The sequence below is a fragment of the Hymenobacter mellowenesis genome, assembly GCF_030581005.1.
GTDB lineage: Bacteria > Bacteroidota > Bacteroidia > Cytophagales > Hymenobacteraceae > Hymenobacter > Hymenobacter mellowenesis.
On the sequence record NZ_JAUQSX010000004.1, the window covers coordinates 198,434 to 218,835 of the forward strand.

At 64.6% G+C, this 20,402-nt stretch carries 19 protein-coding genes; 11 read left to right on the top strand and 8 right to left on the bottom strand.

Annotated features, from left to right (window positions below; genetic code table 11):
* Positions 1 to 33: 33 nt before the first annotated feature.
* The 3 genes from Q5H92_RS09355 to rfbD all read left to right on the top strand — a co-directional run bounded on the left by Q5H92_RS09355 (position 34) and on the right by rfbD (position 2,112).
* Entirely contained in the window at positions 34 to 216 is a 183-nt protein-coding gene (locus Q5H92_RS09355; protein WP_305011250.1) for a hypothetical protein, read from the top strand.
* Positions 217 to 301: 85 nt separating this feature from the next.
* The gene (locus tag Q5H92_RS09360; RefSeq protein ID WP_305011251.1) at positions 302 to 1,225 is read left to right on the top strand and encodes a TIGR03915 family putative DNA repair protein; all 924 of its coding nucleotides are present in this window, start codon (positions 302 to 304) and stop codon (positions 1,223 to 1,225) included.
* Between the two features lie 17 nt (positions 1,226 to 1,242).
* Positions 1,243 to 2,112, top strand: a complete 870-nt coding sequence (gene rfbD, locus Q5H92_RS09365) for a dTDP-4-dehydrorhamnose reductase (RefSeq protein WP_305011252.1) — start codon at positions 1,243 to 1,245, stop codon at positions 2,110 to 2,112.
* A 15-nt stretch (positions 2,113 to 2,127) separates the two neighbouring features.
* Here rfbD and Q5H92_RS09370 read toward each other — a convergent pair whose 3' ends face one another.
* Positions 2,128 to 3,336, bottom strand: a complete 1,209-nt coding sequence (locus Q5H92_RS09370) for an MFS transporter (protein ID WP_305011253.1) — start codon at positions 3,334 to 3,336, stop codon at positions 2,128 to 2,130.
* Positions 3,337 to 3,656: 320 nt separating this feature from the next.
* Between Q5H92_RS09370 and Q5H92_RS09375 the strand changes: the two genes are divergently transcribed.
* Together Q5H92_RS09375 and Q5H92_RS09380 are read left to right on the top strand one after the other, a co-directional pair.
* On the top strand, positions 3,657 to 6,143 hold the full coding sequence (locus Q5H92_RS09375) for an Ig-like domain-containing protein (RefSeq protein WP_305011254.1): 2,487 nt from the start codon (positions 3,657 to 3,659) through the stop codon (positions 6,141 to 6,143).
* 101 nt (positions 6,144 to 6,244) lie between these two features.
* Complete coding sequence (locus Q5H92_RS09380) at positions 6,245 to 7,171, top strand: bestrophin family protein (RefSeq protein WP_305011255.1); 927 nt, start codon at positions 6,245 to 6,247, stop codon at positions 7,169 to 7,171.
* A 59-nt stretch (positions 7,172 to 7,230) separates the two neighbouring features.
* Here Q5H92_RS09380 and Q5H92_RS09385 read toward each other — a convergent pair whose 3' ends face one another.
* The 3 genes from Q5H92_RS09385 to Q5H92_RS09395 form a co-directional block, all read right to left on the bottom strand.
* Complete coding sequence (locus tag Q5H92_RS09385) at positions 7,231 to 7,932, bottom strand: hypothetical protein (RefSeq protein WP_305011256.1); 702 nt, start codon at positions 7,930 to 7,932, stop codon at positions 7,231 to 7,233.
* Between the two features lie 85 nt (positions 7,933 to 8,017).
* Positions 8,018 to 8,725 carry a hypothetical protein gene (locus tag Q5H92_RS09390; protein ID WP_305011257.1) on the bottom strand — a complete coding sequence of 236 codons (708 nt, stop codon included), beginning with the start codon at positions 8,723 to 8,725 and terminating at the stop codon, positions 8,018 to 8,020.
* A 75-nt stretch (positions 8,726 to 8,800) separates the two neighbouring features.
* On the bottom strand, positions 8,801 to 9,736 hold the full coding sequence (locus Q5H92_RS09395; RefSeq protein ID WP_305011258.1) for a T9SS type A sorting domain-containing protein: 936 nt from the start codon (positions 9,734 to 9,736) through the stop codon (positions 8,801 to 8,803).
* Positions 9,737 to 9,930: 194 nt separating this feature from the next.
* On the opposite strand from Q5H92_RS09395, the gene Q5H92_RS09400 reads away from it, so the two are divergent.
* Positions 9,931 to 11,952, top strand: a complete 2,022-nt coding sequence (locus tag Q5H92_RS09400; protein ID WP_305011259.1) for a sensor histidine kinase — start codon at positions 9,931 to 9,933, stop codon at positions 11,950 to 11,952.
* 2 nt (positions 11,953 to 11,954) lie between these two features.
* Entirely contained in the window at positions 11,955 to 12,578 is a 624-nt protein-coding gene (locus Q5H92_RS09405; protein ID WP_305011260.1) for a response regulator, read from the top strand.
* 150 nt (positions 12,579 to 12,728) lie between these two features.
* Here the strand turns inward: Q5H92_RS09405 and Q5H92_RS09410 are convergent, their stop codons facing one another.
* Complete coding sequence (locus tag Q5H92_RS09410) at positions 12,729 to 13,658, bottom strand: helix-turn-helix transcriptional regulator (protein ID WP_305011261.1); 930 nt, start codon at positions 13,656 to 13,658, stop codon at positions 12,729 to 12,731.
* Between the two features lie 164 nt (positions 13,659 to 13,822).
* Between Q5H92_RS09410 and Q5H92_RS09415 the strand changes: the two genes are divergently transcribed.
* The 3 genes from Q5H92_RS09415 to Q5H92_RS09425 all read left to right on the top strand — a co-directional run bounded on the left by Q5H92_RS09415 (position 13,823) and on the right by Q5H92_RS09425 (position 16,397).
* Positions 13,823 to 15,352 (top strand): aldehyde dehydrogenase family protein, encoded by a 1,530-nt coding sequence (locus tag Q5H92_RS09415; protein WP_305011262.1) that lies wholly within the window; start codon positions 13,823 to 13,825, stop codon positions 15,350 to 15,352.
* 282 nt (positions 15,353 to 15,634) lie between these two features.
* A complete protein-coding gene (locus tag Q5H92_RS09420; RefSeq protein ID WP_305011263.1) occupies positions 15,635 to 15,982 on the top strand; it encodes a hypothetical protein in 348 nt (115 codons plus the stop codon).
* A 19-nt stretch (positions 15,983 to 16,001) separates the two neighbouring features.
* The gene (locus tag Q5H92_RS09425; protein WP_305011264.1) at positions 16,002 to 16,397 is read left to right on the top strand and encodes a DUF779 domain-containing protein; all 396 of its coding nucleotides are present in this window, start codon (positions 16,002 to 16,004) and stop codon (positions 16,395 to 16,397) included.
* A 90-nt stretch (positions 16,398 to 16,487) separates the two neighbouring features.
* Here Q5H92_RS09425 and Q5H92_RS09430 read toward each other — a convergent pair whose 3' ends face one another.
* On the bottom strand, positions 16,488 to 16,955 hold the full coding sequence (locus tag Q5H92_RS09430) for a MaoC family dehydratase (protein ID WP_305011265.1): 468 nt from the start codon (positions 16,953 to 16,955) through the stop codon (positions 16,488 to 16,490).
* Positions 16,956 to 17,170: 215 nt separating this feature from the next.
* Here Q5H92_RS09430 and Q5H92_RS09435 point away from each other — a divergent pair, with 215 nt between their 5' ends.
* Positions 17,171 to 18,661, top strand: a complete 1,491-nt coding sequence (locus Q5H92_RS09435; protein ID WP_305011266.1) for a pectate lyase family protein — start codon at positions 17,171 to 17,173, stop codon at positions 18,659 to 18,661.
* An 80-nt stretch (positions 18,662 to 18,741) separates the two neighbouring features.
* Here the strand turns inward: Q5H92_RS09435 and Q5H92_RS09440 are convergent, their stop codons facing one another.
* Both Q5H92_RS09440 and Q5H92_RS09445 read right to left on the bottom strand, forming a co-directional pair.
* Positions 18,742 to 19,497, bottom strand: a complete 756-nt coding sequence (locus Q5H92_RS09440) for a DUF4197 domain-containing protein (protein WP_305011267.1) — start codon at positions 19,495 to 19,497, stop codon at positions 18,742 to 18,744.
* Positions 19,498 to 19,620: 123 nt separating this feature from the next.
* Positions 19,621 to 20,364 carry an SDR family NAD(P)-dependent oxidoreductase gene (locus tag Q5H92_RS09445; protein ID WP_305011268.1) on the bottom strand — a complete coding sequence of 248 codons (744 nt, stop codon included), beginning with the start codon at positions 20,362 to 20,364 and terminating at the stop codon, positions 19,621 to 19,623.
* Between the last annotated feature and the right edge of the window lie 38 nt (positions 20,365 to 20,402).

A 20,402-nucleotide genomic window follows, 5' to 3' on the forward strand; every position in this document is an offset into this window, starting at 1 on the left:
GGCGGCATCCAAAACGACATCTTTTTTTCTGTCATGAAAGTCATTCACCGCCAAAACCAGCCCATTCTTCCCACGCAATCGTCGGACAAAGTTTCCCGCCTTTCCTGCGTCTGCCGCATCAGCGAGCTGATGCCGCTGGTGCGCCAGCTGCACGACGAGGCCCGCGCCCGGCACCAGGCCCAGCTGGGCGGCGAGCAGCGCCAGCAGGCGGCGTAAGGACTGTAGCGTGGACTCTGCGAGTCCGCGTTTCCATCCGTTTGTCTGCGCCTGTCATGCGCGGACTCACAGAGTCCACGCTACCATGCCCTTGAAACCCATCCGCCGCCCCACCACCGCCCTGGCGCCTGCCGCCCCGCGCCGCGCCGGCGCGCCCCTGCTCACGGCCGCACCGCGCGACTACACCTACGACGGCACGTTTGAGGGTCTGCTCACGGTGCTGTTCACGGTGTACGACTGGCGGGCGGCGCCCAACAGCATTCAGCCCGAGGCCACGGCCCAAACCGGCCTGTTTGCCCAGCTGGCCCACCGCGAAACCGATGAGGCACAGGCTGCCCGCGTGTGGGAGGGACTCTTGAAAACGATGGACCCCGAGGCCCGCACGCGCCTCTACCACGTGTTTCTGAGCGAGGATGCGGACCGGGAGCTGCTGATTTTCCGGTACGTGGATTTGGCCTTGCGCGCCGGGCAAGACATTGCCGAGAACTACGCCAACGCCGACGTGCGCCGCGTGCAGCGCCTGGGCCAGATGATGTTTCGGGAGAAGCACCGCATGGAAGCCTTCGTGCGCTTCGAGAAAACGCAGGACGAGCTGTTTCACGCCACCATCGAGCCGGATATGGATGTGCTGCCGCTCATCGCCGCGCACTTCACCAAGCGCTACGCCGACCAGCGCTGGCTGATTTATGACCGCCGCCGCCACTACGGGCTGTATTATGACCTGACGCGCACCGACGTGGTGCAGTTTGAAAACGCGGCGGGTACCAAATCAAGCGACATTTCGGCCACGGTGCTTGACGAGCGGGAGCCGCTGTTCCGGCTGCTCTGGCAGGCGTATTTCGACCACGTGAACATTCCGGAGCGTAAAAACCTGAAGTTGCACCGCCGCCACATGCCGCTGCGCTACTGGAAATACCTGAGCGAAAAGCAGCCCCGGGAGCAGCGTTTCGTCCCCATCGACAACAAACGCCCGCCCGGCGACGCTAACTTGCGCCTCGAAAAAGAGTAAGCAAAGCCGCGTTGATTATGGGTAAGGTATTGGTTTTTGGGGCCTCCGGGCAGTTGGGGCAGTGCTTGGCGCACGTGGCGCGGGAGCGGAACGTGGGCGGTCTGGAGTTTCTGCCCGAGGCGCAGGCCAATATTCTGGACGTGGCCGGGCTCACGGCCTTGTTTGAGCAACACCAGCCGGCTTACGTCATCAACTGTGCGGCTTATACGGCGGTGGACAAGGCCGAAGACGAGCTGGAGCTGGCCCGCCGCATCAACCGCGACGGCGTGGAAAACCTGGCCCGGCTGTGCGGCGAGCACGGCACGGTACTCATCCAGATTTCGACCGATTTTGTGTTTGCCGGCACCGGCAACCAGCCCCTCACCGAAACCGACGACACCGCGCCCATCAGCGCCTACGGCCTCACCAAGCTGGAGGGCGAGCAGGTGATTGCGACGCTCACGGACCGGTATTTCATTCTGCGCACCAGCTGGCTGTACTCCGAATTCGCGGGCAACTTCGTGAAAACCATGCTCAAGCTGGGCCAGGAGCGCGACGAGTTGCGCATCATCTGGGACCAAGTGGGCACGCCCACCTACGCTATCGATTTGGCCGAGGCTATTTTGAGCATCATCGAAAGCCAGAGCCAGGCATTTGGCCTCTACCACTACAGCAACGAGGGCGTGACGTCGTGGTACGACTTCGCCACGGCCATCTTCGAGCTGAGTGGCACCACGGTTCGGACCGTGCCCATCCGCACCAGCGAATACCCCACGAAGGCCACGCGCCCGGCGTTTTCGGTGATGGACAAGACCAAGGCCAAAACGCAGCTGGGCCTGGCCATTCCGCACTGGCAGGCCAGCCTGAAAACCTGTCTGGCACGCTTGGCAACTGCCGTTGCTGAGTAACGCCCGCCGCCGAGGTTACTTACGCCCGTAGAACCGGCTCACCAGAAACGCCGCGCCCGCCAGCCCGGCGCCCAGCCCGCACACCCCCGGCCAGCCGGCATGCGTCCAGGCCAGGCCGCCGAGCACCGAGCCCAGCGAGCCGCCGGTGAAGTAGCCCGTCATGTACACGGTGTTGAGGCGGCTGCGGGCCTCGGGCACGAGCGAGAAGATGAGCGACTGATTGGAAATGTGCGCCGCCTGCACGCCCACATCGAGCACGATGACGCCCACCACCAGCCCGGCCACGTACAGCCCGCCGAAGCCCAGCACCGCGTAGGCCCCCAGCGCCAGCAAGATGCCCAGCCGGATGGTATAGTCAGACCCGCGGGTATCGGCCGTTTTGCCGGCCAGCGGCGCGGCCAGAGCCCCAAATGCCCCAATCAGCCCAAAGAAACCGGCCACGTCGGAGCCGTAGTGGAAGCGGGGGCCTTCGAGGTAAAAGGCCAGTGTGGTCCAGAACACGCTGAAGGCGGCGAACAGGAACGCGCCCACCAGCGCCGCCCGCCGCAAGGCCGGTTGCTCCCGAACCAGCGTGCCCAGCGACTTCATCAGCGAGGCATACGAGCCGGTGAACGTGGGCTGGTCGCGCGGCAGCTGCCAGGCCAGCAGGGCCACCAGCGCCACCATAAGCCCGGCCCCGATTTCGAACATGGCCCGCCAGCCCAGGTGCAGCCCCACGTAGCCGCTCACGGTGCGCGAGAGCAGAATGCCGATGAGCAGCCCACTCATCACCCGGCCCACCACGCGGCCCCGCTCGGCCTCGGGGGCCAGGTGCGCGGCCATGGGCACCAGCAGCTGCGGCACCGCCGACAGCACGCCGATGAGCACGCTGGCCACCGCCAGCAGCCCAAACGTGGGCGCCCACGCCGCCAGCGCCATGGCCCCGGCCGCGCCCAGCAGCATGAGCAGCATCAGGCGCTTGCGCTCCAGCATGTCGCCGAGCGGCACCACGAAGAGCATGCCCAGCGTGTAGCCCACCTGCGTGGCCGTGGCCGTCAGGCTGGCCCCGCTGTCGGTTTTATGGAAGGTACGGCCGATGGCGGCCAGCAGCGGCTGGTTGTAGTAGATGTTGGCCACCACCAGCCCGCAGGTGAGGGCCATGAGCCAAACCAGCGCATTGCTCAAAAGCGGGGCCGGGTGATGGGGCGAGGGCACTGAAACAGGGGCTGAAATAAGCTCGGGCATGAAATGAAAAGCGGGCGAGTTGCTGCCCAGGTAGAACGGTTTGCCAACAAGCCGGGACCGGGATAGTTGCGGCGGACCGGTGGCCGGGTGGGCGTTAGGCAAGTGCCGGCAAGCCGTGCGCCCGTCCGGCCGGACTGTTCGATAAAGAGGTTCAGAATTGAACTTTTATTTTAATTAGTTATAAAAAGTGTTCAAATTGTAAAGAATAGCAATAACGTGTAAAAACATAATTGCACCCAGCAAATAGGAGGGGCGTATCTTTGCGGGTAACGACATCGGATTCGGTGCTATTAATCTTCTGCTATTCTTGCTCTATTGATATGATGAATCAGCTACGCAATATCGGCCTGCTTTTGGGCCTCTTTTTGGGCGTGAGCCCGGCGGCCTGGGCCCGCCCCACGGCCGTGGCCGACCAGGCCACTACCGCCGGCCGCACCCCGGTCACCTTCTCCGTAACGGCCAACGACACCGGCGCGCCCGACCCCGCCACCGTGGACCTGGACGGCAACGCCGGCAACGGCGTGCGGGCCATCACGCGCACCACTGGCAACGGCCGGTTCGATGTAGACAACCTCGGCAACGTCACCTTCACGCCGGGGGCTACTTTCACGGGCACAACCACTTCCATCTCCTACATCGTGCTCGACGCGGCGGGTCAGGCTTCCGGCACCGCTGCCATCACCGTGAAAGTGGGTCCGCTCGCCAACGACGACGTGGTGCTCATCACCTACCAGACGGCCCGCACTTTCCGGCCTACCGCCAACGACGCGGTAGCCGCCAGCGGCTTCGACTACGCCACCCTCGACCTCGACCAGGCCCAGGCCGGCGTGCAACCCCAGCGCACCCTGCCCGAAGGCGTGCTCCTGGCCGACCCCGGCACCGGCGACGTGACTTTTACGCCCGCCAGCGGCTACACCGGCGACGTGGACGTGGCCTACACCGTCAACGACCGGGCCGGGGCGCCGAGCAGCCCGGCCACCATCCGGCTGCGCGTGGGCGGGCGGCCCTTTGTATGCACCGGCGAGTTCTTCCAAATCAGCCAGTCCGGCACCACGGCCAAGCTCTACCGCCTGAGCCGCAGCACCAGTGCCGGCGGCCAGATTACCTACGCGGCCAACCTGCTCTACGACACCGGCGAGCAAGTGAACGGCTTGGCCCTCAGTGGGCAGGACGGCTATCTGTACGCCATTGGCATCAACAGCCCCTACAACCTGTACCAGCTCAGCCAGGACGGCGTGCGCAACCTGGGTAAGGTGCCGGGCCTGCCCACCGGCGCGGGTTTCAACTCCGCCACCGCCGACAACCAGGGCAACTACTACCTGGCCAATAACACGACCAGTACCCTCTACCGGGCCGATTTGAAGGCCTTCACGGCCAGCACCGTGGCCCTGAGCCAGTCGGTGAAATGCGGCGATATTGCTTTCGACCCGGCTTCGGGCCTGCTCTACACCTCGCGCTACCCCAACGACCTCTACAGCATCGACCTGGCCAGCGCCAACGCCAGCAAGCCCGTGACCGTGCTGAGCACGGCCAGCAGCGGCGACGACATGGGCTCGTTGTTTTTCGACGCCACCGGCACGCTCTACGGCGCGGGCAACGGCGGCACCTTCTACCTCTACAATCTCAGCACCGGCCAAAGCACCGCCATTGGCACGGCCAATACCTCCTCGCAGGGCGACGGGGCCAGCTGTGCCTTCCCCGCGGAGGCCCTCGACGTGGTGAAAGCCGCCGGCACCGTCACGCGCCGCACGCCCACGGTCTACGACGTGCCCTACACCATCCGGCTGCGCAACACCAGCGCCGCCGAAACGCCCAACGTGCAGGTCAACGAGTTCCTGTATTCGGCCGGCGGTACCAATACCACCTTCCCCGGCGCTACCAGCGTCGCCATTGTCAAAACCCCGGCCCTGACCGGCGACCTGCCCGCCAGCGCCGCCAATGCCGGTTTCACGGGCCAGGGCAATGCCACCGGCCTGTTGCTGGGCACCCAGGCCCTGCAGGCCGGCCAAACGGTTGGCATCACGTTCACCGTCCGCGTCACGTATGCGTCGGCCAGTGCCGTGCCCGCCCAGGCATTCAACACGGCCTACGCCAGCACCGCCACCGCGCGCCCCAACGCGGGCTACCAGATGCTGGCCGACGGCACCCTTATTTCGCCTGACCAGGTGCTCGATGCCGACCGCTCCACCGACGGCGGCACCCTGCCCGCCAACCGCAAGGCCGACGCGCCGAGCGCCACGCCCGTCAACTTCGCCACCGCCACGCCGCTGCCGGTCACGCTGAGTGAGTTCACGGCCGTGGCCGCGGGGGCAAGCGCCCAACTGGCCTGGGCCACGGCCTCCGAGCTGCACAACGACCGGTTCGAAATCGAGCGCTCGGTGGATGGGCAGGCGTTCGGGCCGGTGGGCCGCGTGGCGGGCCACGGCACCAGCAGCGCCGGTTTCCGCTACGCTTTCGCCGATGAGCAGGCCCGCCGCGTGGGCCGGCGGCTCTACTACCGCCTGCGCCAGGTTGATACCGATGGCACGGCCACGTACTCGCCGGTGCGGGTGGTGCAGTTTGGCGGCGCGGCGGCGTTGCCCGTTGCCCTGTACCCCAACCCCGCCCGTAGCACCGCCACGCTCGACCTGAGCGGGCTGCCCGCCGGCCCGTGCGCCGTGACCATCCACGACCTGGCGGGCCGCTTGCTGGCACGCTATTCGCTGGCCGGCGGCCAGGCGCACGCCCTCGACGTGCGGGCGCTGCCCACCGGCATCAGCCTCGTGCGGGTGAACGAGCAGGTGCTGCGCTTCGCCAAAGAAGAATAACCCGCCTGCCCGGCCGCCAGCCGCCGCTGCGCCGCTCGCGCCGATAGAACGGCGTAATTTTGACCGGTGCAGCGGCCCGCAAGCCGCCGTCGCTTCCCGATATGATTGTCTACAAATCCTCCGATTGGTGGGAGGCCCTGCGCCACCTGCGCGCCTCCGGCATCATCCGCCTGCTGCTGAAACGGGTGCTGTTCGTGGGGCTCTATGCCACCGCCGTCACGGCCCTGGTCACCCACTTCGAGCGCCTGAACGTGCCCGTCGACAAGGAGTTTTTCTCGTTTCTGGGCATCCTGCTCAGCCTGCTGCTGGCCTTCCGGACCAACACGGCCTACGACCGGTTTTACGAAGGCCGCCGCCTCTGGGGCCACCTCACCAACAACTGCCGCAACCTGGCCGGCCTGCTCCACGCCCGCCTCCCGGCCCACGACCACGCTTCCCGCACCTACCTCGCCCGGCTGCTCTCCAACTTCCCCATTGCCCTCGACGGCCACCTGCGCAAAGGCGTCCGCTTCGAAAAGCTGGAAGCCGTTGAGCCCGGTTTTATTGAGCATTTGCAAACCGTGCGGCACGTGCCTTCCCGCCTGGCGGCCATGCTCCAGGAGTTCTACGAGCGGCTGCTGCGCGAAGAGGTTATTCTGCCCACGCATCTCATCACCATCCAGCGCCACCACGAGGCTTTGCTCGACGTGGCCGGGGCCTGCGAGCGCATCAAAGGTACACCTATTCCGTTCTCCTACAGCTATTTCATCAAGGGCTTCGTCACGGTGTTCATCCTCACCATGCCCTTCAATCTGCTCGATACCTATGTGTGGCTCACGGTGCCCATCACCATGTTCGGGGCCTACGCCCTGCTGGGCGTGGAGATGATTGGCGACGAAATCGAAGACCCCTTCGGCAAGGACAGCAACGACCTCCCGCTCACCCAAATGTCGAACCGCATGCGGGCCAACGTGCACGAAATCCTAGGCGTGGAGCTGCACCAGGATGTTCGAAAGCTGGCTGATGAGCCGTACAGCGTGGTGTTTTAACCCGGATACCCCGAAAGCTTATTGCGCCAGCAGGCGTCGCGCGTCCTGCCGCCGCCGCGCTACTTTTTAAAATACGGAAAGCCGTCCTGCATATCGCGCACTAGGGCCTTGGCCAGCGCTACGGGGCTGGTGCTGGGCTTGCCGCGCAGCTCGTGGTCGAAGCGCCACACGAGTTGGCCGCTCTGGGTGTCGTAAATGTTGAGTCCGGTGCGCACCGTATTGTCGGTCATGGGGTTGGCGCCGTTGTTGCTGAGCACAAACACGGCGATGCTCACGCCGCCGGGCAGCAGCTGACGCATGTAGGTTTGGCCCGTGAGCACGGCGTCGACGCCGAGGGCCGTCCGCAGCTCGGCCATCGAGCGGGTGGGAAGATTCTCGTAGGTGATGCCGGCGCGGGCCAGGCGCTGGTTGGTTTCGGCCGGGTTCTGGAAGGCGCTGGTGGCGGGGCGCCCCGCTTGCTGGTGCATGAGTTCGGCCTGGAGGGCGGCTTGCAGCTGGTAGCCCAGCTGCCGGCGCTCGGCACTCAGCGCCTGCTGCAACGGATTGGCGGCCAGCTGGGCCGCGGTATCGGCCCAGGCCCCGGGGTGCGCCACCACGTCGCGCAGCCGCTCCAGCTCCACCGCAAAGGGCAGAATGGCCACCGTGCGGTGGGCCGCCAGCGCGGCCGGGGCCAGCGCCTGCCCCTCGAAAGTGCGCCGGGCACACCCCGCCGACATAGCCCCCGCCATCAGTAAAGAAACAAGCAGAAAAAAGGTGGGCATGCGTTTCATGAAAAACAATGAATGGGTGAAAACCGCCCGGCGGCATTCGGCGGCATTTGCCGGCGGGGGGCGTGGCCGCGCCGCACTACAGCTTCACACCCAGCGACAAGCTGAACTCGCTCACACGGTACTCGTTGCGCTCCACCACGGGGCGGTCGTCGCGGCGGCTGATTTCCTCTATGTCGGGCAGGGTGGTGTTGTAGGGCATGAAAGACGCGCGGGCCGACACCAGCACATTGCCGTGGGTGAAGCTCAGCTCGGGTTGCACAAACGAATAGCTGTAGCCTTGGCGCGACATGTTCACCTGCTGGCCCAGGCTCAGGCCCGCCAGCAGGTGGCTGCCGGTGCCCAGCCCCAGCGCGTAGTGCAGGCCGCCATCCACGCGCAGGCGGGTGAGCAGGCGCACCACGTGCTCGCCCTGGCTGGTGCGGAAGGGCGGAAACCGGCCGCGCGTGGTGGTGGTGAAGTCGATTTGCTGCATGTCGAGCCCGGCGCCGCCGGACGCCGCCAGGTGCTTCGACAGAAAGCGCAGGGCCTTCACCCCGGCAAAGGCCGCGTAGGTGTTATCAACCTGAAACTCGCGCGAATACTCGCTCGGGTAGCCGCCGGACACAAAAGCCAGGACGTTGGTGCTGTGGTAGGTGCTGTTGAACTGGCTGAATTTGGGACCGGCTTCTGCGAAAAACCGCCACTTGGCTGCTTCGGGGGCGTCGAGGGTTGGAGTGGCGGTTTGGGCCAGGGCCACGGAAGCCGTCAGGCAACCACTCAGTAGGAGCAAGAATTTTAGGAACATGCAGCGCAGTGAAAGTAAGAATGAATGGGTTGAGGACGCCGGACCGGGAATGGGGGCGTTGGCAAAGCTGTTGGGCTAGCGGATGCTGATGCGGCACACCGCCAGGCCGGCGGCCGTCAGCACGCGCACCGTGTAGAGGCCGGCGGGCTGCGCCAGGAGGTTGAGCACCTGGCTGCGGCGCGGCGCGTTGGCCCAGGCTTCGCGGGCTACTTCGCGGCCCAGGGCATCGGTCACGCGCACCTCGGCGGCGGCGGTAGGGGCGGGCAGCTGCAGGGTGAAGCGGCCGTCGGGGCTGGGGTTGGGGTAGGCCAGCAGGGCGGTTTCGGCGCGGGCGGTGCGGGTGGGCAGGGTGCCGCCCACCAGGGCCACGTCGTCGATGAGCAAAGTGGTGCCCGCCGTTAGCACATCGGCTTCGCCCGAGGTGAAGCTGATGCGCACCGAGTCGGGCGGCAGGTTCGAGACGTACTGAATGGGTACCGTGGCCAGCGTGTAGGCTGCGGCCAGGGCCGGCAGCGGGTAGCCGGCCCGGCCCGGCTGGCCGGCGTAGCCCACCACCACGCGCTGGCCGTTCACGCGGCGCGTGAGCTCCAGGGCCACCCCGGCAGAATCGGTGAGGGGGCCGCTGAGGCGGTAGTAGAACTGCAGACTGGCGGGCCGGCCGGTGTAGGGCTGGCCAATTTTCTCAAAATCAAACTGGGCGTTGATGCTGAGGGCGCTGCCCAGCACCAGCGTGCCCGCGTTGGTGCCCAGGCCCTGGGCCGTGGTGGTTTGCAGCTGCGCCGCGAAGGTGCCGCTGTGGGCGGCCGGGCTTTTGCGCACGGTACCGGTGGCCACCTGCACCCCAAACACGGCCGCGTACACGTCGTCGGTGGTGAGCCAGCCGGCGGGCTTTTCGGGCGTGCCGGCCCAGGTTTCAAAGGAGGCGTTGGCGATGGGGGTTTGGGCGCGGGCCGGGGCGGCGAGCAGCAGCGCGGCCGCGCCGGCCCGCAGGAGGGAAGTAAGCGTTTTCATGGGAAGGAGGGAGGCCGCCGGAAAGATGGTCCGGGATTGCCCGACAAAGGTAGAGCCGTCAAAACCCGTTCATTTCCCCGGAAACGGGGATTTTGGCCTACTGGTAAACCAGTATTTTTGCCGGTGCATGGCAATGGCCGCCGCGCTACCTGCTAGGTTTGTCTGCCCCGATGCCTCACTTATTCCGCCGGTCCATGCTTCGTTTGTTGCTGCGCGGCAGCCTTTTGCTCCTGCTGCCGGGCCTGTGGTCCGGCCCGGCCGCGGCCCAGAGCCCGGCCCTGGTCGACAGCCTGACGCGCCAGCTGCGCCGCGCCACCACCGACTCGATGCGGACCAAGTTCAGCCTGCTGCTCTCGGCCCAGTACCAGGCCACCGACACGGCCCGTACCCACGCGCACCTGCTGCAGGCCCTGCGCTATGCCCGCCGCGGCCCCTACGCGCTGGGTGAGGCCCAGACGCTGCTCAACCTGGGCACCTTCTACAACCTGCTGGGGCAGGACGCCCGCGCCGCCGCCTGCAACGCTCGCGCCCGCGCCGTGCTGGCGCCGCTCTACCGGCAGCACCCGCGCCGCCAGGTGCTCCAAACCCTGGCTTCCATATCAGTGAACGAAGGCACGCTGCTGGCCAAGCAGGGCAATTTTGCGGGCGAAGTGCAGGCCTACCTGCTGGGCGCGCGCTACGCCGGCCAGCTCGGCGACAGCGCCCTGCTGGGGGCCATTTACTACAACGTGGGCAGCCGTTTTGGCATACTCAAGCAACCCGACAAGGCCAAATATTACTGGCGCCGCGCCATTGCGCTCCAGGAGCCGGCCCCTTTCGCGCCCTACCTCATTGTGGCGTATCTGAACATGGCCGAGCAGCTAACGCTGGAAAAGCAGCTGCCCGCCGCCAAAAGCTACCTCGACAAAGCCGCCCGGCTGGTAGCCGCCGGCAAGGCCGAGCCTTTCAAAGGCGAATACTACACCATTCTGGGCGCCTACCACCAGGCCGCCGGCCGCCCCCAGCAGGCCCGCGCCGACCTGCAGCGCGCCCTGGCCCTGATGCGCGCCAAGGCCGACCCGGCGTCGGCCGCCAAGCTGCTGCTGGCGCTGGGCCAGGCCGAAACCCAGCTGCGCCACTACCCCGCCGCTCGCCAGAACCTGGCCGCCGGCCGCCGCTACTTCCACCAAACGCACGACCCCCAAACCGAAAGCGAAACCCTGGCCGCACTGGCTACTCTGGAGGAGCAGGCCCGCGACTTCCCGCTGGCCCTGCGCTACACCCAGCAGGCCCACCGCCTGCAGGACAGCCTGGCCGCCACCGCCAGCAAAACCCAGGTCAACGCCCTCGAAAACCAGTACCAGGCCCGCCAGAAAACGCAGCAAATCCGCGTCCTGCGCCAAACCCAGCAGCTGCAGCAGGCCGACCTGAAACGCCAGCGGGCGCTCAATCTATTCTACATCAGCTTGGTGGGCGGGCTGCTGCTGCTGGGCGCTATCGCCTACCTGGTGCTGCGGCAGCGGCGGCAGCGCGAGCGCCAGCGCCAGCAGGCGCAGGCGCGCCAGATTGCCGCCCTGCACCAGGAGCGCCAGCTGCTGGCCACCGAGGCCATGCTCAAAGGCCAGGAAGAAGAGCGCAGCCGCCTGGCCCGCGACCTGCACGACGGCCTCGGCGGCATGCTTTCCACCGTGAAGCTCTACCTGGGCAGCGCCCGCGGCAACCTCGTGCTCACGCCCGAAAGCGCCCACCTTTTCACGCGCTCCATCGAGCACCTCGACAGCTCCATCCGGGAGATGCGCCGCGTGGCCCGCGACCTCATGCCCGAGGCCCTGCTCACCTTCGGCCTGCCCGCCGCCGTGCGCGACCTCTGCGACACCATTGCCCAAAGCCAGAGCCAGCTGCGGGTGCAGTGCGACGTGTTTGGTCTCGACGAGTGCCTGCCCCAGCGCACCGAACTGGTGGTGTACCGCTTGGTGCAGGAGCTGCTCAACAACGTGCTCAAGCACGCGCAGGCCCGGCAGGTCATCGTGCAGCTCGCCCGGCACGAGCAGCAGGTGCAGGTGGTGGTGGAGGACGACGGCCGGGGCTTCGACCCCGCCGCCCGGCCCCTGAGCGCCGGCGTGGGCCTGCGCAGCCTGCAAGCCCGCGTCGACTACCTCGGCGGTACCCTGGAGGTGCAGTCGCAGCCCGGCCAGGGCACCGCCGTCACCATCGAATTCACCCTCAAGCCCGAATAGCCATGTCGCCCATCCACGTTCTCATCGTCGACGACCACGCCATGGTGCGCGAGGGCCTGAAAGCGCTGTTGCAACCCCTCGAGTACGTGGCCGTGGTGGGCGTGGCCGCCACCGGCGCCGAGGGCCTGGCCGCCGCCCGCCAGCTGCGGCCCGATGTGCTGCTGCTCGACATCAACCTGCCCGACATCAGCGGCCTCGACGTGTGCCAAACGCTCAGCGCCGAGCTGCCCAATCTGAAAATTGTGGCCCTCACCACCTTCAACGAGAAGCTGTACGTGACGCGCATGATGCAGGCGGGCGCGGCCGGCTACGTGCTCAAGAATGCCCTGCCCGAAGAACTGGCCGAGGCCATTACGAAGGTGTACGCCGGCAAAAAGTACTTCAGCGACGATGTGCAGCACCTGCTGCTCGAAACGCCCACGGCGCCCGCCGCGCCCTTGCTCACCCGCCGCGAAAAAGAGGTGCTGGCTGCCATCGCCGACGGCCATACCAGCCAGCACATCGCCGACAACCTGCATGTGAGCCTGCTCACCATCGAAACCCACCGCCGCAACCTGCTCACCAAGTTCGGGGTGAACAATACGGCCCTGCTTATCCGGCAGGCCGCGCAGTTGGGGCTGCTGTGAATCAGCGTATAAGTGAAGAATTAATACAAAATGTCATGCTGAGCGCAGTCGAAGCATCTCTACCGCGAAGAGTATTTATTTACTTATTGCGGTAGAGATGCTTCGACTGCGCTCAGCATGACGTGCCTTTTTCATTCCAGTGTAAAGTGTCTACGCCGCCAGCTGCTTCTTGTATGCCCCCGGCGTCACGCCCTCGTACTTCTTAAACAGCGCCTGGAAGTACGACAAATTATTAAACCCGGCCCGCAAACACACCTCCGCCACGCTGGCCAGCGGGTGGCGCAGCAGCCGCTTGGCTTCGCCCAGCCGCTCGCGGATGATATACTCGACCGGCGTAATGCCAAACTCGCGCTTGAACACCCGGAAGAACGTGGCCTTGCTCATGCAGGCCAGGGCGCTAAGCTTATCGATGGTCAGGTTTTCCGAAAGATGGTCCTTGATGTAGCCCACCACGGCCGCAAAACGGTGCGTGGTGAGGTGCCGGGCGTAGTCGTGGAAAATGAGTTGGCGGGCCTGCGTCTGCATCAGGCGTACCAGCAGCTCCTGCAAAGTGAAGCCGGCCAACACGTCTTTGTTGATGTCCGAAGTGCGCGACACGGCCACCAGGCGGCCCAGCGTGTCGGTCAGCTCGGGCGTGTTGGTGAGGTGGGCGTATTCGGGGCCTTCGATGGCCCAGGCGTGGTGGGGCTCGGCCTTGGGGTAACGCTCGTTCAATAAATCCACGGTGTGGCGGATGGTATCGGGCGCAATGGTCACGGCCAGGCACTGCGTGGGCTGGCACAGGCAGGCCTCGGGGAAGTCGATTTCCATCAGCTCGTCTTTGTCCACTACTACGCTCTCGCCGGGCAGGTAGTCAAAGGCTTCGCGGCCGGGCAGGTGCATCACTTTCTTGCCGCGCAGCATGGTGGTCAGGGCCAGGCCTTCGAGGCGCAGGGGCACGCGGTGAGCGGCGCGGTGCGTTTCGAATACGTTCAGCTCAAAGCCCTCCAGGTTGTACACCGTGCGGTTTTCGACCAGCGAGTGCAGGCGTTCGAGGGCGAGCGGGGCAACGGCGGCGGGCAAGTGGACACGGGTCGGCATGGAGAAGCGCAGTTGGTGAGGGAGTACACACTCCCAACACGGAGTTGGTATGGCAAGTTGCGACAATTTCGGCACTCTTTGCGACAATACCACAACCGGCCGGCAAAGGAAAAGGGGACCTTTACATCGTTTCCATTTCACCTAATTCCCACTATCTAAAAGCCATGGCTGAAACTCTCGAAGAAACCACCACCGTGGTGGCCCGCCCCCAGTTCAAGAACCACTACGACAACTTCATCGGTGGCAAATGGGTAGCGCCCGTGAAGGGCCAGTACTTTGATAACCCGTCGCCCATCGACGGCAAAGTCTTCACCAAAGTAGCTCGTAGCACCAAGGAAGACATCGACTTGGCTCTCGACGCCGCCCACGAAGCCTTCAAAACCTGGGGCAAAACCTCCGCCACCGAGCGCAGCAACATCCTCAATAAAATCGCCAACCGCATCGAGGAAAACCTCGCCCACCTCGCCGCCGTGGAATGCGTCGAGAATGGCAAGGCCATCCGTGAAACCACTTACGCGGATATGCCGCTGGTCATCGACCATTTTCGCTATTTCGCCAGCGTGATTCGGGCCGAGGAAGGCAACGTGACGGAGCTGAACAGCAGCACCGTGTCGATGAATATTCAGGAGCCGCTGGGCGTCATCGGCCAGATTATTCCCTGGAACTTCCCGCTGCTGATGGCCACCTGGAAACTGGCCCCCGCCATCGCCGCCGGCTGCACCGTGGTGATGAAGCCCGCCGAGCAAACCCCTGCCAGCATCATGATTCTCATGGAGCTGATTCAGGACCTAGTGCCGCCCGGGGTCATCAACGTGGTGAACGGCTTCGGGCTGGAAGCCGGCAAGCCGCTGGCCTCGTCGCCGCGCATCAACAAGGCCAGCTTCACGGGTGAGACGACTACCGGCCGCCTCATCATGCAGTACGCCGCCGAAAACCTCATTCCCGTGACGATGGAGCTGGGCGGCAAGTCGCCGAACATCTTCTTCAAGAGCGTGATGGACGCCGACGACGACTTCCTCGACAAAGCCATCGAAGGCGCCGTGATGTTTGCCCTGAACCAGGGCGAAATCTGCACTTGCCCCTCGCGGATGCTTATTCACGAAGACATCTACGACGACTTTATTGCCCGCGTCATCGAGCGCGTGAAAGCCATCAAGCTGGGCAACCCACTCGATATGAATACGATGATGGGTGCGCAGGCTTCGAACGACCAGTTCGAGAAAATCCTGAGCTACCTCGAAATCGGCAAGGCCGAAGGGGCCGAAGTGCTGGTGGGCGGCGACGCCTACACCCAGGAAGACGGCGCGCTGGGCGAGGGCTACTACATCCAGCCCACCATGTTCCGGGGCCACAACAAGATGCGGATTTTCCAGGAGGAAATCTTCGGCCCGGTGGTGTCCGTCACCACGTTCAGTACGGTAGAAGAAGCCATTGAAATTGCCAACGACACGCTCTACGGCCTCGGCGCCGGCGTGTGGACGCGCGACGCCCACGAGCTGTACCAGGTGCCCCGCGCCATCGAGGCCGGCCGTGTGTGGGTGAACTGCTACCACGACTACCCGGCCGGTGCGCCCTTCGGCGGCTACAAAGCCTCGGGCTTCGGCCGCGAAAACCACAAGATGATGCTGAGCCACTACCGCCAAAACAAGAACATGCTCATCAGCTACAGCCAGCAGAAGCTGGGCTTCTTCTAGGCGCTGATGTAGCTGATTTCCTGAGATAACCAGAACGTTGGGAAATAGCACGTCATGCTGACCGTAGCCTAAGCATCTCTACCGCGCAACTTGTCATCCTGAGCGGAGCGAAGGACCTTACCACGTTGGAACGTGAGTAGATGCTTCCTTCATCAGCATGACAGAGGGCACGGTAGTGGTGCTTCGGCTACGCTCAGCATGACGTTCTAATTTAAATCGTTGCGATGTAAGCATCCTTTTCTTTTGTCGCGCGTCTTGACTAAAACTTATTGCGCCAGCTCCATGAAAAGCTTGTTCATCCTTCTCGCATTATTTGGTGGCGCCTCCGCCGCCCATGCCCAGCTCTTGCCCGTGCCCGGCGCCAAAAACCCGGACTGGAAAACGGAAAAGTCAGAAGCCCAGCCTTCGGCCACGCCATTCGACGAACCGCTCAAAACCGACCGCATGCCCAATGCCATGCAAAACAGCATTGTCAGCAAAGGCAACCAGCACCGCTACTGGGACGCCGACCGCCAACTAGCCTACACGTGGCAGAGCCGCCCCAACTCCGGCACCGTCGCGCCCGACCAGGAAGTGCTGGTGCGCGAAGACCGGACGGGCATCACCTACACCTTTCGCCGCAAGCGGTAACTCATTCCCAATCTCACCCATGCCCACGCCCCGCGTCCTCGTCACCACCGCCGCCGAAGCTACCATCGACCTGCTCCGCGACGAGCACGGCCCGCTCATGTTCCACCAGAGCGGCGGGTGCTGCGACGGCTCCTCGCCCATGTGCTTCGCCAAGGGCGAGTTTCGGGTGGGCAGTAATGACGTGTGGCTAGGCCGCATCCACGGCTGCGACTTCTTCATGAGCGCCAGCCAGTTTGCCTACTGGAAACACACCCAGCTCATGGTGGATGTGGTGAAGGGCCGCGGCGCCAGCTTCTCGCTGGAAATCCCGCTCGGTGTGCGGTTTCTCATCCGCTCGCGGCTGTTTACAGAGGACGAGGAAAAGGACATGGAGCCGGTGTACGCGGGCGATGAAGTGCCGGAAGAGGCAGCCTGATTTTCGCGCAGCGGTTAAAAAGAGGGAGCGGAGTTTCGCAGAGGTATCATACTCTGCGAAACTCCGCTCCCTCTTTTTAACCGCTGCGCGCTAGTCTTGGAAGTGATACAGAAACGTCACCACGCCCGTATAGGCTGGTTTTTTCTGGCCATCGATTTCCAGTGTCACGCCCACGCGGGCCTTGGCGATGCCGCGCAGGTTGGCTACCGACAGCAGCGAGGCGCGCAGTCGCACCTGGCTGTCCACCGTCACGGCCTGGTTGAAGCGCAGGCTTTCGATTTCGTAGTTCACCTGCATTTTCAGGTTTTCGATGGCCACAATCTGCTCCCAGAGGTAGGGCAGCAGCGATACCGTGAGGTAGCCGTGCGCAATGGTGGCCTTGAACGGCGACTCGGCCGCCGCCCGCGCCGGGTCGGTATGAATCCACTGAAAATCGAGCGTGGCGGCGGCAAACTGGTTAATCTGCTCCTGCGTGATGGTATGCGGCTCGGACACGCCCAGCTCCTGCCCGGCTTGGGCTTCGAGTTCGGCCAGGCTGCGAATGGTAATTTTTGACATAGCGAATAGGAGACGTACAGTTACGGGGTGGGGGCCGCAAACATACGCCATTGCCGCGTAGGCCCTGTGCCTCCGAATGAGCGTCGGCCGGGACCGAAGTAGTTAGCCCGGGCCAGGAAGCAGCTAAGATGCTATAGGCCGAAGCGCCGCCCGCGGCGAAAACTTGTGGGTGCGTTATTCGCGGCGCTTTGTGCTTCGCTTTTTCCACTTCGTTTATGAATTCTTTGTTTCATTTCCGCGCCTTAGCGCTTGGCTTGGGGCTGGGGCTGGCGGCGGTGGCGCCCGGCCGCGCGCAGCTAGTGGCGTTTCCCGGGGCCGAGGGCTACGGCCGTTTTGCCACCGGGGGTCGTGGGGGCCAGGTGGTGGAAGTCACCACCCTGGCCGACGCGGGCCCGGGCAGTTTCCGCGACGCCTTTAGCCAATACCCCGGCGAGCCCATCACCATCGTGTTTCGGGTGGGCGGCCTCATCGAGCTGAAATCGGCGCTGAAGCCCACGCGCTCCAACGTCACCATTGCGGCCCAAACGGCCCCCGGCGACGGCATCTGCCTGAAAAACTACAGCGTGAAGCTGCACGGCCGCAACATCATCGTGCGCTACCTGCGCTCGCGGCCCGGCAATTTGTCGGGGGCCAACGTGGCGGGGGTGTACGGCCTGAACCTGGAAAACAGCCAGAACTTCATCGTGGACCACTGCTCCATGAGCTGGTCGATAGAGGAAGCGGCCACGTTCTACGACAACAAGTACTCCACCGTGCAGTGGTGCCTGGTGAGCGAGAGTCTGAACTCCTCCTTCAACGGCAAGGGCGACCACGGCTACGCCGGCGTGTGGGGCGGGCAGTACGCCTCCTACCACCACAACCTGGTGGCTCACCACCACAGCCGCGCCATCCGCTTCAACGGCGCCCGCGCCCACGACACCACGGCCGTGGTCGACTACCGCAACAACGTGATTTACAATTGGGGCAACATGCACGCCGCCTACGGCAACGAGCTGCTCATCCCCGGCGGGCGCGGCGAGCTGAACCTGGTGAACAACTACTACAAAGGCGGCCCCGCCACCCCGTCCGACAAGGCCGCCATCATCTTCGACATCACCCAGGCCTACGACCCCGCCGCGCCCGATAAGCCCGTGGCCACCGTGTACGCGGCCGGCAACTACGACACCGGCCACCGGGCCGTGACGGCCGACAACTGGCGCAGCATCCGGCTGCACTACTACCCGAATACTGCCGCTAATCTTGCCCGGTTCCGACAAGCCGCCGCCACGCCCAACCTGGCCCCCGTCACCACCGAAACGGCGGAGGCGGCCTACCAGAGCGTGCTGGCCGGCGCCGGCGCTACCCTGCCCGTGCGCGACGCTGTGGATGCCCGCATTGTGCAAGAAACCCGCACCGGCACCGCCACCGGCAGCAGCCCAGGCGGCAGCGCCACCTACGGCCTGCGCCAGGGCATCATCGACTCGCAGGCCGACGTAGGCGGCTGGCCCGAATACCGCGGCGGCACCGCCCCGCCCGATGCCGACCACGACGGCATGCCCGACGCCTGGGAAACCGCCCACGGCCTGAACCCGGCCGACGCGCGCGACCGCAACAGCACCGGCAGCAGTGGCTACACCAACCTCGAAGAATACCTCAATAGCCTGGCCAGCCCCGTTCCGGCCACAGATGCGTCGGGAGGGCGAAAAGACAAGATTAGGCGCAATTAGCAGCGGTTTGGCAACCCAACAAAAAAGGCGCTCCGAATGCATTGGAGGGCCTTTTTCGTGATTAAGAATTATTCTCTCCGCTAGCTGCGGCTGCCGAACACGCGGCGCAACAGCTCGGTGGTGCGAGCCACAGGGTTTTCGCGGATGTTGGCCTCTTCCTGCGCAATGAGCGTGAACAGGCCGTCCACAGCCTTGCCGGTGGCGTACTGGTTGAGGTCGGGCTGCACTTTCTGCACCAGCGGAATCTGGTTGTAGGTGGTGGCCAGTTGGGTGTAGTAGCGGGTGGCGCCCACCTGGTCGAGGCTTTTCTGCATGATGGGCGAGAAGGCCGACACCAGCTGCGTAGACGTGGTGCGCTTCAGAAACTGCGTGGCGGCGTCTTTCTGGCCGGTCAGGATGTTCCACACATCCGTGAAGGTGAGGCTTTTGATGGCCGAGATGAAAATGGGCTTGGCGCTACGGGCCGCGTCCTCGGCGCCGCGGTTCAGGCTCAGCTCGAACTTATCGACCTGGCTGCCCAAGCCGATGCTGCGCAACGTGGTGGCCACGCGCTGGGCATCGGGCGGGAACGGGATACGGATGAGGCGGTTGAGGTAGAAGCCGTCAGTTTGCGAGGCTTGGTCGGCGCCCTTGCCGATGCCCATTAGCAGGGCTTCTTTGAGGCCGCTGGCGGCTTCGGTGCTGCTCAGGCCGCCCACGCCGCTGCTGTTCGTGGTGGTGCGGGTGCCGGCCTGCTTAGTGAGAATATCTTTCAGGTCGGACAGCCGAAACTGGGCTGAGGCGCTAAAGGAAATCAGCGAAAAAAGCAGCAGGGCGGCGAAGGAGGAGGTTTTCATAGCTCAGGAAAGACGGGTGTCGAAGCCCGTATTACAAGCGCCGTGCCGGATTGCCGTAGCGTGGACTCTGCGAGTACGCGCACTGCAGAACGTTCGCCCAGGCGCGGACTCGCAGAGTCCACGCTACAGCCGGTTCAGCCGGCCGCCGTCCACGCGCACCTCGGCGCCCTGCACGAAGGCGGCATCGTCGGAGGCCAGGTAGGCGATGGTGGCAGCCACGTCCTCGGGCCGGCCCACGTCGTTTTTGTCGATGACCTCAACTCCGGACTTCACGTTAGGGTTGTCCCAGAGCATGGGCGTATCAATGGCACCGGGTAGAATGACGTTGGTACGAATTCCTTTAGGCTTGCCTTCCAGCGCCGACGAGCGGGTGAGCGACAGCATGGCGGCCTTCGCTGCCGCGTAGGGCGCCACCAGCGGGCTGGTTTCGATGGCGTGAATGCTGGCTACATTCACAATGGCGCCGCCCGGCTTCATGTGCAGAAACGCCTGTTTGGTGAAGAAAAAAGCGCCCAGCAAATCCACGTTCAAGATGCGCAGCCAATCGTCGCCGGTCAGCTCTTCCAAGGGCTTGAATTGCATCAGGCCGGCGTTATTCACCACCACGTCGAGGCGGCCGAACTTTTCCAGTGTGCCGGCCACAGTGGCGGCCACCTGCTCTTCTACCGACACGTTGCAGAGGCTGCCCCAGGCATCGGGGGCGCCGGCAGCCTTCACTTCGGGCACGGCGGCGTCGAGGTTGGCCTGGTTGTAATCGGCGATAACGACGCGGGCGCCTTCGGCGGCCAGGCGCTTGCACACGGCCAAGCCAATGCCGCTCGCGCCGCCCGTGACGATGGCGACTTTATCGGTAAAACGGGTTTGCATAGGGTTTGGGATGGGTTGAATGATTGTTGGGGCGGCGC

What these genes read in the sequence shown, in the direction of transcription:
- Q5H92_RS09430 (WP_305011265.1), bottom strand. Translation starts at nt 16,955, where the DNA reads ATGTCAAAAATTACCATTCGCAGCCTGGCCGAACTCGAAGCCCAAGCC.
- Q5H92_RS09355 (WP_305011250.1), top strand. Translation starts at nt 34, where the DNA reads ATGAAAGTCATTCACCGCCAAAACCAGCCCATTCTTCCCACGCAATCG.
- Q5H92_RS09385 (WP_305011256.1), bottom strand. Translation starts at nt 7,932, where the DNA reads ATGCCCACCTTTTTTCTGCTTGTTTCTTTACTGATGGCGGGGGCTATG.
- Q5H92_RS09420 (WP_305011263.1), top strand. Translation starts at nt 15,635, where the DNA reads ATGAAAAGCTTGTTCATCCTTCTCGCATTATTTGGTGGCGCCTCCGCC.
- Q5H92_RS09360 (WP_305011251.1), top strand. Translation starts at nt 302, where the DNA reads ATGCCCTTGAAACCCATCCGCCGCCCCACCACCGCCCTGGCGCCTGCC.
- Q5H92_RS09425 (WP_305011264.1), top strand. Translation starts at nt 16,002, where the DNA reads ATGCCCACGCCCCGCGTCCTCGTCACCACCGCCGCCGAAGCTACCATC.
- Q5H92_RS09400 (WP_305011259.1), top strand. Translation starts at nt 9,931, where the DNA reads ATGCTTCGTTTGTTGCTGCGCGGCAGCCTTTTGCTCCTGCTGCCGGGC.
- Q5H92_RS09390 (WP_305011257.1), bottom strand. Translation starts at nt 8,725, where the DNA reads ATGTTCCTAAAATTCTTGCTCCTACTGAGTGGTTGCCTGACGGCTTCC.
- Q5H92_RS09415 (WP_305011262.1), top strand. Translation starts at nt 13,823, where the DNA reads ATGGCTGAAACTCTCGAAGAAACCACCACCGTGGTGGCCCGCCCCCAG.
- Q5H92_RS09405 (WP_305011260.1), top strand. Translation starts at nt 11,955, where the DNA reads ATGTCGCCCATCCACGTTCTCATCGTCGACGACCACGCCATGGTGCGC.
- Q5H92_RS09375 (WP_305011254.1), top strand. Translation starts at nt 3,657, where the DNA reads ATGATGAATCAGCTACGCAATATCGGCCTGCTTTTGGGCCTCTTTTTG.
- Q5H92_RS09395 (WP_305011258.1), bottom strand. Translation starts at nt 9,736, where the DNA reads ATGAAAACGCTTACTTCCCTCCTGCGGGCCGGCGCGGCCGCGCTGCTG.
- Q5H92_RS09380 (WP_305011255.1), top strand. Translation starts at nt 6,245, where the DNA reads ATGATTGTCTACAAATCCTCCGATTGGTGGGAGGCCCTGCGCCACCTG.
- Q5H92_RS09440 (WP_305011267.1), bottom strand. Translation starts at nt 19,497, where the DNA reads ATGAAAACCTCCTCCTTCGCCGCCCTGCTGCTTTTTTCGCTGATTTCC.
- Q5H92_RS09410 (WP_305011261.1), bottom strand. Translation starts at nt 13,658, where the DNA reads ATGCCGACCCGTGTCCACTTGCCCGCCGCCGTTGCCCCGCTCGCCCTC.
- Q5H92_RS09435 (WP_305011266.1), top strand. Translation starts at nt 17,171, where the DNA reads ATGAATTCTTTGTTTCATTTCCGCGCCTTAGCGCTTGGCTTGGGGCTG.
- rfbD (WP_305011252.1), top strand. Translation starts at nt 1,243, where the DNA reads ATGGGTAAGGTATTGGTTTTTGGGGCCTCCGGGCAGTTGGGGCAGTGC.
- Q5H92_RS09445 (WP_305011268.1), bottom strand. Translation starts at nt 20,364, where the DNA reads ATGCAAACCCGTTTTACCGATAAAGTCGCCATCGTCACGGGCGGCGCG.
- Q5H92_RS09370 (WP_305011253.1), bottom strand. Translation starts at nt 3,336, where the DNA reads ATGCCCGAGCTTATTTCAGCCCCTGTTTCAGTGCCCTCGCCCCATCAC.